Source organism: Paenibacillus pinisoli, assembly GCF_003605435.1.
GTDB lineage: Bacteria > Bacillota > Bacilli > Paenibacillales > Paenibacillaceae > Pristimantibacillus > Pristimantibacillus pinisoli.
In genome coordinates, this window is record NZ_QXQB01000001.1 from 916306 (window position 1) to 930756 (window position 14451).

The window sequence follows — 14451 nt, forward strand, 5'->3', positions numbered from 1 at the left end:
AAATACCGCCTGCCAGCATCGCTGTCAGGCGGCAGTCAACTCAGGTTGAATGATGGCCCTTTACTTCAATTCGCCAATCAAGTACCGGACTTTATTCGTATAACGCTCCACTTCTTCCTTCGTTGCGCCCGTTTGGCCATATTTCGCTTTCTCGAAGCCGTCCAGCACAACGCGGAAGTCTTCCTGCAGCCGCCGCTGGCTTTGCGACCAGCGGGCTACCGCTTCGCGCAGCGTCTCATGCTCTTCCCGCTTCATGCCCCTCTTCTTGCAGAAACGGATCAGGCGATTCGCTTCCATTACAATCTGTTCATTCGTGTTCAGATTGCCGTGCCGGATTTTGAACCAGGCCGTTGCCATCTGGCGGCGCTTCACAATGAGCCAAGCAGCTGCGGCAATGACCAGAATGGCCAAGCTAACGATGCCCCATACGCGGCTTGGAGCGCCGGTTGTCTTCACAGCAGCCTCAGGCGTCTCGGACTGGTCTGCCTCAGGCAAAGTGAGATCCAGCTCTTCGCCTTCAGGCGACACGTACGGGAAACGGAAGCCGGATGTCGGCTCGAACGGAATCCAGCCGAATCCTTCGAAATAAATTTCGACCCAGGAATGCGCATCTGAGTTGCGAACCGTATAGGTGCCTGCGCCAGTAGGATTATAGCGTTCGCCATCGAGCATATTTTCACCCGGCGGCCCGTAACGATCCACCGGCAATGAGCCCGGTGTAAAGCCTTTGACCCAGCGGCTTGGCAGCCCTATGCTGCGGGCCATGACGGCCATCGCAGTCGAGAAGTAATCGCAATACCCCTCCTGGAGCTCGAACAAGAATCCGTCGACGAAGTCTTTCGTATTGCCAGACAGCTTGGACAGGTCCGGCTTATTATTGTAGATATAATTTTGCCTCAGATACGTTTCGATCAGCTTCGCCCGGTCGTAATCGGTTGTTCCGCTTGCCGTGATATCCTCGGCGAGCCCGCGTACGCGATCCGGCAATTCGGCCGGCAAGCTGAGATAGTACTGGCTGAGTCCGTCCGGCAATACTGCTTTCGCGGTACGGAGTCCTTGCTCATCCAGCGTAACTACGGCAGAGGTGATCGCATATGTTTTGGGATAAGGCAAAGCTTCATTCCACTGCAGCTCCCAGCGTTCCGGGGACCATCTCATCGCATTCGACATCACGGCTTCCGTCTCGCTATTGATCCATTTCACCTTCGAGACTGGCGCCGCGCCGAACAAAATCGGATAAGCATCCTCCCTCTCCAGCGTGACAACCTGATGCACCTCAGCTATCTGAGCCTTCTCCCTTCCGCCGCCGTCAGAGAGCGATATCTCCGGAACGACCCGCTCGCTTTCAATGAACAGGGAGTTTCGCCAGCCTTGGCCGGTATACTCTCCAAGCGACTCCCCGCGCCAATAGCTTCGCTGCGAGGTCGATACGGTCATCATCGGAGAGAAATCATAGTCGAAGCCTCCGCCCAGCACCGCATCATCCCGGCTGTAGCCGGAGCTGGAATTGCCTTCAGGCGTCAGGATATCATCCCTTTGCAGCGCCTTCTCCCCTAGAAAGACATGAACCTCTTCGCCACGAGCTTTCTTCCAGATGGTATAAGGGTCCTGAAGCAATGGAGAGATGGAAGGCACATTCAGTGCAATAATGAACAGCACGGACAAGACGATAACGGCGGGCGTAAATACCCGGACGGGATACTCCAACAGCTCTTTCAAGCTTTCGGGATGCGTGCGCTGAAGCCTGTCCAGATGGTTCATGACCAGCCACGCGAGGCCTACAAATATAACAACGGCGACATTATCCCATAGCCAGATTGGCGTAAAGGAATCAGCTATCGTCAGAATCAAAATGCTTGCCCCGATAAAACCGAACATCCGCGGCCTGCTCACCGTCCAGCCCGTGAACAGCCAGTGGATAGCCAGCAGCGACAGCCCGATCCAGAGAAATGGATGGAGCCCCGCCAGCGTCTCCCTGAACCACCAGCCCCACTCTCCGGAGTCCGCCGAAGGAGCGGCTGACCATTCCATTCTGGCGAATCGGAAGGTGATGAACACTGTTGCTGCGAATTGAAGCAGCAAGCGGATGGTGCGCCCTTTTAATGGAAGGATTAAATCGATTAGGGCTGCGGCCCCGAGTGTATAGTACGCGATCTTGAACGATTCAGGCCACCAGTAGTTTTCAAAGATAGCTATTGAATTTATCAGTATAATGGCAACAAAAAGAGAGACGAAACGCTCGTACCAGCGCAGCTTCACATAAGAAGCGGCCCAGAACTTCAGCTTTTTCATGCGATCACGCTCCCTTCGAGCGCTGCCGGCAGGTCTTGCAGCCGCTTAATGTCATAGATCAGCCATCCCCGGCTCTCCACGATGCGCTTCCACGCTACATTGCCGCTAATCCGGTTCGCAGGGGAGCCGATATGAATGAGGCAAGGCGTCACGCCTTTGCGCGACAGCCATTCCATGCTTTGAATGACTCCTTCGCCGGTCTCTGAGGAGATGACGATCGCGAAGCAGCCCGGCTCTATAGCGGACTGGGCTTGCTGCAAGGAAGCATACAACGGATAAGCGGCATCCGCATCGACGGAAGTCAGATGCTTCAGCACCATGTTCCGCTGATCCGCTCCCGACTTCGGCGGCAGGATCGTCGTCTCTTCGCCGACCGACAATAGCCCCATCGCGGTGTCGTCCCTGAATCCATGCTCCATAAAGGAAGCAGCGACAGAGACAGACAGCTCGAACCGCTCCGTAACCGAACCGTCTTGCGGGTTCAGATGGCGGTCCAGAATGAGCAGCGTACGCGGCAGCGACTCCCGCTCGAATGCCTTCGACTTCCACTGGCCGGTCTTAGCCGTCGCATTCCAATGAACCCGCGACAGCCTGTCGCCATGATGATATTCGCGCACGCCGTTAATCTGAGTCGTCTCCTTGGCCGATCTGGAAGCTGTCGCATGCGAGTAAGGTCCCCGTATGCCTTGCCGGAATCCGTTCCATTGGCGCAGCGGAACCGTCTGAGGCAATACGCTAAACTTCGCATCCGAACGGAACTGGCCAGTATGCTCGAACAGGCCGAATACATCGTAAGACAGGCATTCCGTATCCTTGAAGTGATAGTTGCCGCGCACAAGCGGAGGCGTCCGGTACGTCACCTCGCCGCCTCGCTTCCAGTTCGGCACGAAGGAGGTCTCGAAGCTGAGCGTCTGCCCGTTATGGCGGACAAGGCTGTCCCTGACAATGACATAAGGCAGCGGAAAAAAGCCTGGGATTTTCACACTCAGGCTTACATCGAGTGCTTCGCCCGCCATGATTGCGCTATGAACCGCGGCACTGTGACCGGAATACGACCTTGTCCCGGACACCTTATTGATGCCGCTCCAGCGGCCCAGAATCAAATAAACGAAAAGCATATTCAAAATAATGAAGAGCATAAGTGCCGTCTTGCCGCCCTGGAACAGAAAATAAAACAGGCTGCAACCATAGACGGAGGCGACAAATTGCCAGCGGTATTGTTTAGCTTTCGTCGCTTTAACCTTCATCATATTAACGCTCTAACCGTACAGGCACTTTGGTCGATTGAACGATCTGGCCCACGATATCTTCCCCGCGCAGACCGTTCATTCGAGCTTCGGTGCGAAGCAGCAGCCGGTGAGATAATACATACGATGCAAGCGCCTTCACATCATCTGGCGTAACATAATCTCTCTGACGCAGGAAGGCATGCGCTTTCGCCGCTCTGGTGAGCGCAATCGCAGCCCTCGGACTTGCTCCGAGCAGGACGCTTCCATGCTCGCGCGTGCCCCTTACGAGCTCGACAATGTAGTTGCCGACGGCATCGTCGATGTGTTGCCCGGCGACTTGCCGCTGAATGCTGATCATATCGGCGATATCCAGCACAGGCTGCACCCCGTCGGACGGATGGTCGCCTGAGCCCGAGGTAATCATGCGGCGCTCGTCTTCGGCGCTCGGATAACCAAGCGACAGCTTCATCATGAACCGGTCAAGCTGGGCTTCCGGCAGCGTATAGGTGCCTTCAAATTCAATGGGGTTTTGCGTCGCCAGCAGAATGAACGGACGGGGCAGCTCATACGTATCGCCGTCTACTGTGACATGTCCTTCCTCCATCGCCTCCAGGAGCGCGGACTGCGTCTTGGTCGTCGCTCTATTAATCTCGTCAGCCAGCAGAATGTTCGTCATAACCGGACCGGGACGGAACAGGAAGGTCTCTTGTTTGGGGTGATAGATGGAGACGCCCGTTATATCGGTAGGAAGCAAATCGGGATTGCACTGAATTCGCCGGAATTGGCCTCCAATAGATTTTGCGAGTGCTTTGACAAGCTGTGTTTTGCCGGTTCCCGGCACGTCCTCAAGCAGCACATGGCCGCCGGCCATAACCGCAATAAGCAATCTTTCTATTTCTTCATGTTTTCCCAGGATACAAGTATCTAAGTTTCGGAGAATCGAGGTGCATAATTCCATGTCAGCCGTGCGGATATCCATGACATAACCTCCCGGAAATATAATCTGAGATAATAGTATCATTTTACAGTAACGCAATGAGGTAGCACAAACTGCGGCGCTACAAAAAATATTGGAGAATCCCACAGAATCCTCCAATTTCCAGCCGGGTCCATATACCTAATTGCCCTGCTAAGCGCAATAATAGGTTTCTTCATAGCCGATTGCCGATTAATCCGCTTTCACTTGGCGGTACTGAATCGAATGTTCAAGAGCTTCATATTCCCATTGATCTTTGGCTGCAGGAACAGGTTCAAGGGGACTCTCGGCAGATGGAGCCGATTTCTTGCCCGTCTTCACTTCATACGAGTAGTAGCGGACATTCGTTTCCCTCGGCTCTTCCCCAGCCCAAAATTCATATTCCTTGATGAATGCAGTATGATCATTTTGCCATCCTGCTACTTCGATGTTCCTGCCTTTAGGCGCCTGAAGGGTTCTGACCGGCTTGGCGTTTTTGTCCAGAAAATCGATTTGCTGCGGGGCAATCACCGAGAGATCAACATCGATATCCTTCAACCATCTATCATCCGCATCCGCCGACTCGACCCAAGCGAACGCACCCTCGGCATTCCATTTCACCTTATCGCTTGGCACAAAGCGTTCATCCCGCAGTTGATAAGCACCCTGCTCCTTGCCGTTCATGTCATAAAAGGTGAGAGCTCCGCTCTCATCGTCAAAGGCAAAGCGGTCCATGGCCGGTGACAAGAACAAAGACGGATAGCCGGTTGTGGAGTGGGGAATGACCCGAAACGGCTTGTCCAGCCGCGTGTACGTTCCATACTGCACATCGAACAGCCAGATCGTTCCTTCAAAGCTTTGAAGAAACAGCATGCCCTTCTCTTCATCCCATCGCTTCTGATAAATCGTGTCATACGGATCCATCTCCGGCCAAATGTCGGATTGCAGCCGCTCCAGCTGCCCCGTATCCGAATGCATGGCTGAAAGATGGACCTTCACGCCTTCGTCCGTGACCTCAGGCTCAAGCAGAATCACGCGATCCTCGTCTAGCTTGCCGACAATGCCGGAATTGTTTGTAAAGAAGTTATAGCCCGGATAATCTGATCCTGCGACAGTCTGGACGAACCGAATGTCAGCCGCTCCCGCCTCGGGATCAATGGCAACGAGTGCATCGGTCAAGCTGTGATCGTCATGAAAGACATGTATGTACTGGTAGATGCGGTCTTGCAGCTCGAGGGATGACTTTACATATACGTAAAAACTGTCTCCCATTCCGTCCACATTGACCATTAAGCTGCCATCCTTCTGCAGAGTTGGGGACAGCATCAGGTTTCTCTTGGTTTCAGATGCAACAGGCTCTATTTCAGGTGCAGGCTGCGGCTGCTCCTGAGCCGCGGGCGGGCTGCTTGCCGGTTCGGGCGCCTTCTCTTCGCCAGTACAGCCTCCAAGAACAAAAGTCCCGAGAAGCGCAAGCAGGATCAGCTTGCGCTTGAATATGAAGTTCATGACAACACCTCCAAACACTAGACGAAAACTCCGCCAAAAGGTTGCTAATATTTCCAATTGAGTGAGCTTTCAGCTAGGTCTATAGAATGACAATAGCCTGCCGAGCAAGCTCTGGCAGGCTGTACATGTCATATAGAGGTCCAGATTCAGCCCTTAGGCCGAATGATTAATGCTGCAAGGAACGAGAAAATAATCGCCGCCGATATGCCCGCGCTCGTCACCTTGAATATGCCGGAGATCACGCCGATCCACCCGGACTTGTTCAGCTCCGTAAGCGCGCCGTGCACAAGTGCATTGCCAAAGCTCGTGATGGGAACGGTAGCGCCGGCGCCCGCAAATTTGATAAGCGGCTCGTACAAATCCAGTCCGTCAACGATGGCCCCGATGACGACGAGCGTAGCCATAGTATGCGCCGGCGTCAGCTTCACGACATCGAACATCAGCTGTCCTAGCACGCAGATCGCGCCGCCGACAAGGAATGCCCATAGAAAGATCATGTTCCTTACTCCTTTCCTGCAGCAATGGCTACCGCATGAGCAATGCCGGGGATGCTCTCGCCTTGCTGGAACGATAGGGGAGACAGCAGCGCGCCTGTCGCGACGACAAGAATCCGCTTCAGCTCTCCCTTCTGAATGCGTTTCAGCAGATGGCCGTAAGTGACGACGGCGGAGCAGCCGCAGCCGCTGCCGCCCGCCTGCACCTTCTGCTTCTGAACATCGTAGACCATAAGCCCGCAATCCATGAATAAGGTATTGTCCATCGGTACGCCATTCTGCTTCAGCAAATCCTTGGCAATGGGATGGCCTACACCTGCCAGATCCCCCGTCACGATCAGATCATAATCGCCCGGCGATCGTCCGGTATCATTGAAGTGCGCCTGAATCGTATCGACCGCTGCAGGCGCCATCGCCGCCCCCATATTGAATGGATCTGTAATGCCCAGATCAACAACCTTGCCAATCGTGGCACACTCGACGACAGGACCTTCGCCCGTCGCGGCTACGACAGCCGCTCCCGCTCCCGTCACCGTGTACTGGGCGGTCGGCGGCTTCTGTGAGCCGTATTCGGTCGGATAGCGGAATTGCTTCTCCGCCGTGCAGTTATGGCTGCAGGTGCCGGCCATCACATGTGTCGCCGCTCCGCTGTCTACCAGCTGCGAAGCCAGAGCCAGCGACTCCATGGAAGTGGAGCAAGCTCCGAATACGCCAAGATACGGCGCGCCAAGCGACCTTGCGGCGAAGCTGTTGCTTATGATCTGATTCATAAGATCGCCGCCGATATAGAATTCGAGCTGGCTGCGCTCCAGCTTAGCGTTCTGCAGCGCAAATTCCGATGCCTGCTCCAGCAGCAGCCGCTCCGCCTTCTCCCAGCTCTTCTGCTGCATGTCCAGCTCCGGATGCACCAGATCAAAGTCCGCAGCCAGCGGCCCGTCTCCTTCATCCGGTCCGACTACCGTCGCCGTGCCGATAATGACCGGCTTATTGTCGAACCACCAGGTTTGTTTGCCCCGAAGCATCTTATTGCCCCCCGGTGCCCAGTATCAAATGAACGATCCCGACGAAAAACGCAGCCACTGTGCCGAATACAATGACGGATCCGGCAAGCTTGAACATATTGCCGCCTACGCCGAGCACAAGTCCTTCGCTCCGATGCTCCAGCGCCGCGGAGCACATCGAGTTGGCGAACCCCGTAACCGGCACCGCAGACCCTGCTCCCGCAAACTGGGCGATCTTGTCGTAGACGCCCAGGCTTGTCAGCACAACGGATATAAAGATCATGACCGCAACGGTAGGATTGCCGGCATCCTCCCGCGACATATCCATCAAATGAACAAACAGCTCTGTAAACACTTGACCGATCACGCAGATGAAGCCGCCGATCAAAAAAGCCTTCAGACAGTTGCCCAGAATAGATCTAGGCGGTTCCTTGTCCTTGGCATACGCTTGATATTCCTTGGGCGACATCGCCATCTTCTGGTATCGTTCCGTGTTTGGTTTTTTTGGCGCCAAGTGAGCTTCCTCCTTTACCGCCCGCGGTTTCCCCACTGGACCTGCCTGCATTCACAGACATTGGGGCCGCTAAGCTTCCTTCCGTTTCATTATTTGTAATTTGGGGGACCGTTATGCCACCGCCGATCCGCAAAATGCAAAATCCCCCATGACGGCAGCCATCATGGGGGATTTCATTAATTTATAAATGCTGTTGCTTGTCATTCTCCGTTCAAGCGTTCAGGCCGGCTGCGGCAAACACCTTGTCAAAGCCTTCCTGCGACCGCTTCGCCAGCTCATCCGGCGTACCAGCCGGAGGAGAGGATGAGAGAATCTCCTGACAGACATGGCCGTCGTATCCGATATGCTCCAGCGCTCTCAGGAAGGAGGCCAGATCGATTACGCCTTCGCCTGGATAGACACGCCCGTTGTCCAGCGCTTCTTCCACCGGCACCTCAGGGGCATCGTTCAAGTGGACATGCACGATCTGGGAACGCAGCAGCCTCTCGATGTCCGCCGCGCCAAGCCCTGTTGTGTACCAGTGATAGGAATCAAGCAGCAAGCCGACATTCGGTTCTCCAATCGCATCAATCCAGTCGAGCGTCTCATCCATCGTCCAGATGAACGGATTAGCCCATCTGGTGCGAAGATGATGCGGGCCGACGAATTCCAGACCAAGCGAGATGCCGTATTCGGCGAGCAGCACGGCGCATTCGCGCAAACGGCGTGTCGCCACCGCCATGAAGTGGGCGGCCTTCTCATCCGTGGAAGGCAGAATGTATGTGCAGCAGCTCGTACAGCCAAGCGTCTTGGCCGCTGCGGCATAAGCAGCCAGCTTCTCCATATCCTCCAGAAACTTCTCCTCTGTCGTGCGCCATTCTACCGGCAAACCGAAGGAAGCGAGCACGGCTCCGTTCTTTTGCAGAAGCTGCTTTGCCTCTTCTTCCCCGCACTCCTCCATTAACGCAAGCGGGTCAAGCTCCACGGATCGGAAACCGTGGCGCCCTGCAAGCTCGACTAGCTCGCGCAGGCTCCCAAGCGTTCCCAATCCTGCCTTCGACAATCCTCTCAGCATCATATTGTCCCTCCTTGTACAGGCTCTATTAGTCGAGGTCCCAGTTCAGAATAACTTCATGGCCCGTACGGGACGATTCGTAGATGGCATCCAGAATCAGATTGTTCGTAAATCCGGTCAGCGCCGAAGTAATCGGTTGCTTGCCCTCGCGGATGCAGGCCAGGAAGTGCTTGCTGAGGCGAGCTCTTTCGCCTTCGTCATTCTCCGGCTTCGACAGCAGCGTCTCCAGCGGACGGTCGAATTTCTCCGTCAGCAGTTTGCCTGTTCCGCCCTTGTAGCTGGCGCCGCCTTCGGAGCCCATCAGATGGATGAACGGCGTATTGTCCGTATCCATATGAACCGCCCAGCTTACTTCCAGCGACAGCGTGCTGCCGTCCTCCATCTTGATCAAAGCTGTCGCCAAGTCTTCTACGTCATAGACGCCGTTCCAGTCCGGCGTACCCCAGTTGCCGATGCCTTTGCGCTTCGGTCCGAATTCCGCATAAGTCGCGCCGTATACCGATACCGGCTTCGGATTGCCCATCAAGTACAGGGCCAGATCCAGCATATGAACGCCGATATCGATCAGCGGACCGCCGCCGGATTGATCCATGCGCGTAAACCATGTGCCCCAGCCCGGAATGCCTTTGCGGCGGAACCAGCCTGTTTTTGCAGTATAGATCTTGCCGAGCTCGCCTCGGTCGACTTGCTCTTTGATTGCCATCGGGACCGCTTCCCATCTCATCTGATGGCCGACCATCACGATGCGGTCCGACTCTCTGCTTGCTTTCAGGATTTGGCGGGCCGATTCGCTGTTAATTCCCATCGGCTTCTCCAGCAGCACATGCTTGCCCGCCTTCAGCGCGGCAATAGCCAGCGGAGCATGATGCTGGTTCGGCACACCTATGATAACGGCATCTACATCGTCACGGGCGATCAGCTCTTCCGGCGTGGCGGCTACCGCCCCGATACCGTACTGTGCAGCCTTCGCTTCCGCAAGGGGCAAGAAAGCATCTGTAATGGCTGTAATCTCGCATTGATCCGCCAGCTTGGAGAACTCCTGGGCGTGAACGCCGCCGATATTGCCTGCACCGATAATGCCGATTCTGATTTTATGACCGATTCCCATACTTGAAGCGCCTCCCGAATATATGTTGTGTACGAACTATTGTTATAACCGCTTACGCTCTTTATGTTAAAATAAATAGAATAAAAAAGCGTGCATGTTTTTTCGAAATATATCTCATTTTTTCGGAGGCTCGACTTTTCGATGACGTACTTTCCCGATTACTTCAAAACTTATCCCAATATGAATACGTCAAGCCCCCTTCATATTAGTATGAACACGCTGCCCAGAGGTTTTCGGCCGCATCGTCACGACTTTCTGGAATTCTCCTATGTCATTGACGGCACAGGCTCCGAAGCGATCAACGAGAAGAAGCATCCGATGTCGCCAGGCACCTTTACCTTTGTACTGCCTTATCAAGTGCATGAAATCTTTACGGCAGAGGGCAGCCAGCTTCAGCTATACAACTGCAACTTCAGCATGGAGCTGCTGATGGAGCCCGGGACGGGCGAAGGGCTGCATACGATGATTGATCTGGGAGGCGACATTCCCTACGTACAGCTGAGCGGCGCAGAGAATGAACGCATGAAGGGGCTTATCGAAGATATGTACCGTGAATATCAGGGACATCAGCCTTGGAGGCAGACGATGCTTCAGCTTCGGCTCAAGGAGATTCTGGTGCTGTTCGACCGGGCGCGCACCCGCTCCCAGCCCGCGCTGGCAGAGACGTCATCATCCAGAAAAGGAGCCTCCTTATGGCCGATTATTCATTATATTCATAAGCATTACCAAGACGATCTTGCCTTGTCCGATCTCGCAAAGCAATTCTCCATGAGCATGTCCCGCATCAGCGAGCTGATCAAAGAAACAACGGGGCAGACATTCGTTCATTTTCTCCGCGATCTTCGCATCCGGCATGCTTGCGGCTTGCTCGCATCGACAGATATGAGCGTAACCGAGATCGCGATGGAAGTCGGCTACGGATCCTACAAGACGTTCTCGCGGGCATTCCGGGAGAGCCGCGGCCTGGCGCCGAAGGATTACCGGAAGCTGAAGGGCGCACGGCTGCCATTGCCCCAACAATAAATAAGCCGCATGTCGTATGGCTCTCCAGTCCATATCACATGCGGCTTATTTGCGTTTGCCTGGGATTAACCTTCCCAATGCGCGATGATGCTTATTGTCATGACCAAGACGAATATCACATACAAGACGAGTGAGATGATTCGAATCGTCCGTCTGTTCATACCCCCGCTCCTCCCAGGTTCGCGATCGGTCTCTTATCTCTATCCTATGCGGACCATGACAGTTGCGGAGCTTGTTTATTTACAAATCGCCCAATCTCTCGGATACCAGCTCAGCCTTCCAGTCCAGCTGCTTGCACATTTGCAGCATCCGGCGGATATCATGACGGACTTCGATTCTCTTCAGCCCAGCAGCCTGTGCTTGTTCGATCGCCCATCTCATCATATACACAAGCGTATCCGCCTGCGCCTCCTTGGCTCCATGCTCGTGAATAATGAGCGTATCTCCACTCGCATAGGCACGGGCATATCCCCAATAGGAGTCTTCAAATTCACGCACGCCGAACCATTCCTTTGCACCGCGGGACGGAAGCGGCTGCTCCAGCTGCTCCTGCCATTCGGCAGCAGTAGAAGCGCTGTTCACATATCGTTCCACGCCCCATGAAGCAATCTGCTCCACCAGCTGCGGCGTAACGGATTCAACTGAATGCCAGTCTTGCGGCGGATATTCCAGCGTCTCCGGCACCTCTACGACGATCTTCCAGCTTCTATATGAAGGCTTGCGGCCCAGCGATTCCATCATGGTCGGCATGCTGACAGCTGTCAGCTCTTGCTGCTTCGCGACATCGCTGATCAGCTTAAGCGAACCCGGCGATCCGATCGCGATATCATTGCTGTGCATCACGACAATCGTGCCGTTCTTTAATTGAGGGATGATCACCTTCGCGATGGCTTCGGCAGAAATCCCCGACCAGTCAAACGATTCTACGCCTTCAATATCGACGTATCCTGCTTCGTCCAGCCATTGCAAGCGCTCATCGTCATAGCTTGCATAAGGGAAACGCATATATGCGGGACACGGCAAGCCTGTCGCTTCTTGATAGGCCAATTCAACCGCTTTCAATTCCTCCATGAATACATGCTTCGGAATTTGAGCCATACGGCGATGATGATAGGAGTGGGGCGCCAGCGCATGTCCGCGCCGGATAATTTCCTTCGCTCTCTCCGGATAGCGGTCCATCCACTCGCCTGTGAAGAAAAACGTGCCTACTGCACCCTCTGCCTCCAGTGCATCCAGCCATAGGCTGATGGGAAGACGGCCCGGCCCGTCGTCAAAGGTAAACGCGTAATAACGGTCTTGCTCCGTTCCGTTCATTATAATTGTATCGTTCAAAGCAGTCCCTCTCCCTTGCGATGGAATAAATTCAGCTTGATTATAGCCCAAGGGAGGCGGACAATGCTATCCTGCTTCGCAACTATAGTTTGATCCTACGCTCAATTAGAAAGATAGTACCATAAATCAGGCAAATCAATACGCCGGCCTCGAATGCGAGCGTCAGCCACTCAAGCGAATTGGCAGATCCGAAGGTCAACGTCATGCTGCCGTTGCCGGACTCAAGCGGGCTTAGACGGATGAGACCGTAAATTTGTTCCGGTGAGAACAGGATGTCCTCCACCCAAGGGACCGTCACGAAAATTAGGATACATACGATGATCCCTAGGAAGGTTCCTCCCTTGCCTTCTACAATTCGCGAAAAAGCCATGCTGAAGAAAATCACGAGCGATGTAAACAAGGAGCCCCATATGGCCAAAGCAATAGCTAGGGCAGCTTCGCCGAATGTCAGTTGTTCAGCGAGCAGCGACAAAAACGAAGCTTCTTTGTCATACATCGCGGCGAAAACAGCATCGAATGCTGCAAACACCAAAAACAGGACAAGGGATAACCCGAACATCAGCACAAGAGGCGAGGCGATCGTATAGATCGTAGGCAGCGGCAGCAGTCGTCTGCTGTAGGCTTTCAAGTTCGCGCCAAACGTCTGGCAAGCCATCAAAAAAACGAGAAAGCCGCTAAAGAAAAAGAGCAGGCATGCAATAACAATGACGAATTGCTCATTCCAGCCGTTCCTCCAGCCTACAGTCAAATTGACGATTTGAGCTACGAGCAGAATGATCAAGCCTGCCAGCGACATCGTAGCATTCCGCTTCCAATCGTATTTCAGCAGCTTAAGCATCAAGCATACACCTCTTTGAATAAGTCAACGACGCTCTTGCCGTGCGTCATCCGTATATGATCTACTTCTTCATGCATAGCAAGCTGTCCGTTCTTAATAAATATCACCTCATCGAATATTCGCTCTATATCCGTCACTAGATGAGTGGAGATAATCAGACAGCTGTCCTCACTATAATATTGGACAATCGCATCCAATATCTTCTCTCTGGCGACGGGATCTACCCCACCAATCGGCTCGTCAAGCAGATACAGCTTGGCATTGCGGGACAGCGCCAGCGAAAGCTGCAGCCGCTCGTTCATCCCTTTGGACAAGGAAGTAATTTTCTCGCGCTCTGAAAGTCCCATGAAAGACAGCATTTCCTGCGCCTTGACGCTGTCAAAATCGGCATAGAAGTCCCGGTAGAAGGCGACAGCATCGCGGACGCGCATCCATGGCTCGGTGAGCGGCTTATCGGGCATGAACGACGTCATAGCTTTGGACTGCAGCCCGATCGGCTCCCCGCATATCCGCGCCTCGCCGGAAGTGGGGTGAATAATGCCGGAAGCGATCTTCATGATCGTCGACTTTCCGCTCCCGTTGCTGCCAAGCAGACCGATGATGCGGCCCGCTCCAGCTTTGAAGGAAACCCCCTCCAGCGCGGATTTGGAGCCGAATCGTTTGCCGACTGACTTCATCTCCAGTATGGGCTCCATGCTACGCTTCCTCCTTGTCATTCTTATCCGTCTGAACGGCGCCCTCGACAAGCGCTACGATATCGCCCTCAGCGAAGCCCAGTTCCTTCATTCCGCTAACGAAACGGCCAAGCAGCTCTGACGCCATTTCTTTTTTCATTTGCATGATTGTCGACTCCTCATCCGTTACGTAGCGGCCGAGGCCGCGCTTTGTCTCTACGATGCCTTCGCGCTCAAGCTCCTGGAAGGTGCGCTGAATCGTGTTGGGATTGATCTGCAGCTCGGCAGCCAGGTCCCGCACGGATTCAATTTTGTCGCCGGGACCCATCTTGCCGATGACGATCTGCTTCTTGATATAATTCATGATCTGAATGTAGATGGGGGCATTATTATCGAACTCGATAGTCACAATGGGCCATGCTCCTTTTACG

The 14451-nt window shown here is 54.2% G+C and carries 14 protein-coding genes; 1 reads left to right on the forward strand and 13 read right to left on the reverse strand.

Translation table 11 applies throughout. The features are described from left to right. Positions 1-60: 60 nt before the first annotated feature. From D3P09_RS04400 to D3P09_RS04440, 9 genes are all read right to left on the reverse strand, one after another. Positions 61-2292, reverse strand: coding sequence for a transglutaminase TgpA family protein (locus D3P09_RS04400; RefSeq protein WP_120107523.1), 2232 nt, complete (start codon positions 2290-2292; stop codon positions 61-63). After that, positions 2289-3542, reverse strand: a complete 1254-nt coding sequence (locus D3P09_RS04405) for a DUF58 domain-containing protein (protein WP_120107525.1) — start codon at positions 3540-3542, stop codon at positions 2289-2291. The genes D3P09_RS04400 and D3P09_RS04405 overlap by 4 nt, the downstream gene beginning before the upstream one ends. A gap of 1 nt (position 3543) precedes the next feature. After that, the gene (locus D3P09_RS04410; protein WP_120107526.1) at positions 3544-4500 is read right to left on the reverse strand and encodes an AAA family ATPase; all 957 of its coding nucleotides are present in this window, start codon (positions 4498-4500) and stop codon (positions 3544-3546) included. A gap of 189 nt (positions 4501-4689) precedes the next feature. Next, on the reverse strand, positions 4690-5982 hold the full coding sequence (locus tag D3P09_RS04415) for a hypothetical protein (protein ID WP_120107528.1): 1293 nt from the start codon (positions 5980-5982) through the stop codon (positions 4690-4692). A gap of 146 nt (positions 5983-6128) precedes the next feature. Beyond that, positions 6129-6479 (reverse strand): stage V sporulation protein AE, encoded by a 351-nt coding sequence (spoVAE, locus tag D3P09_RS04420; protein WP_120107530.1) that lies wholly within the window; start codon positions 6477-6479, stop codon positions 6129-6131. Positions 6480-6484: 5 nt separating this feature from the next. Beyond that, positions 6485-7498, reverse strand: a complete 1014-nt coding sequence (gene spoVAD / locus D3P09_RS04425) for a stage V sporulation protein AD (RefSeq protein WP_120107532.1) — start codon at positions 7496-7498, stop codon at positions 6485-6487. Position 7499: 1 nt separating this feature from the next. Further along, positions 7500-7952: a stage V sporulation protein AC gene (gene spoVAC / locus D3P09_RS04430; protein WP_120108508.1), complete on the reverse strand. Its 453-nt coding sequence runs from the start codon at positions 7950-7952 to the stop codon at positions 7500-7502. Between the two features lie 250 nt (positions 7953-8202). Continuing rightward, the gene (locus D3P09_RS04435) at positions 8203-9045 is read right to left on the reverse strand and encodes a sugar phosphate isomerase/epimerase family protein (RefSeq protein WP_120108510.1); all 843 of its coding nucleotides are present in this window, start codon (positions 9043-9045) and stop codon (positions 8203-8205) included. A 28-nt stretch (positions 9046-9073) separates the two neighbouring features. Next, positions 9074-10153: a Gfo/Idh/MocA family protein gene (locus tag D3P09_RS04440; protein ID WP_120107534.1), complete on the reverse strand. Its 1080-nt coding sequence runs from the start codon at positions 10151-10153 to the stop codon at positions 9074-9076. 141 nt (positions 10154-10294) lie between these two features. On the opposite strand from D3P09_RS04440, the gene D3P09_RS04445 reads away from it, so the two are divergent. After that, positions 10295-11176 carry a helix-turn-helix domain-containing protein gene (locus D3P09_RS04445; RefSeq protein ID WP_120107536.1) on the forward strand — a complete coding sequence of 294 codons (882 nt, stop codon included), beginning with the start codon at positions 10295-10297 and terminating at the stop codon, positions 11174-11176. A 240-nt stretch (positions 11177-11416) separates the two neighbouring features. Here D3P09_RS04445 and D3P09_RS04450 read toward each other — a convergent pair whose 3' ends face one another. The 4 genes from D3P09_RS04450 to D3P09_RS04465 form a co-directional block, all read right to left on the reverse strand. Then, on the reverse strand, positions 11417-12508 hold the full coding sequence (locus tag D3P09_RS04450) for a polysaccharide deacetylase family protein (protein WP_120107538.1): 1092 nt from the start codon (positions 12506-12508) through the stop codon (positions 11417-11419). Positions 12509-12590: 82 nt separating this feature from the next. Then, positions 12591-13346, reverse strand: a complete 756-nt coding sequence (locus tag D3P09_RS04455) for a hypothetical protein (protein WP_120107540.1) — start codon at positions 13344-13346, stop codon at positions 12591-12593. After that, positions 13346-14041, reverse strand: coding sequence for an ABC transporter ATP-binding protein (locus D3P09_RS04460; RefSeq protein ID WP_120107542.1), 696 nt, complete (start codon positions 14039-14041; stop codon positions 13346-13348). Before D3P09_RS04460 ends, D3P09_RS04455 begins: the two co-directional genes overlap by 1 nt. Position 14042: 1 nt before the next feature. Further along, on the reverse strand, positions 14043-14429 hold the full coding sequence (locus tag D3P09_RS04465) for a GntR family transcriptional regulator (protein WP_120107544.1): 387 nt from the start codon (positions 14427-14429) through the stop codon (positions 14043-14045). Between the last annotated feature and the right edge of the window lie 22 nt (positions 14430-14451).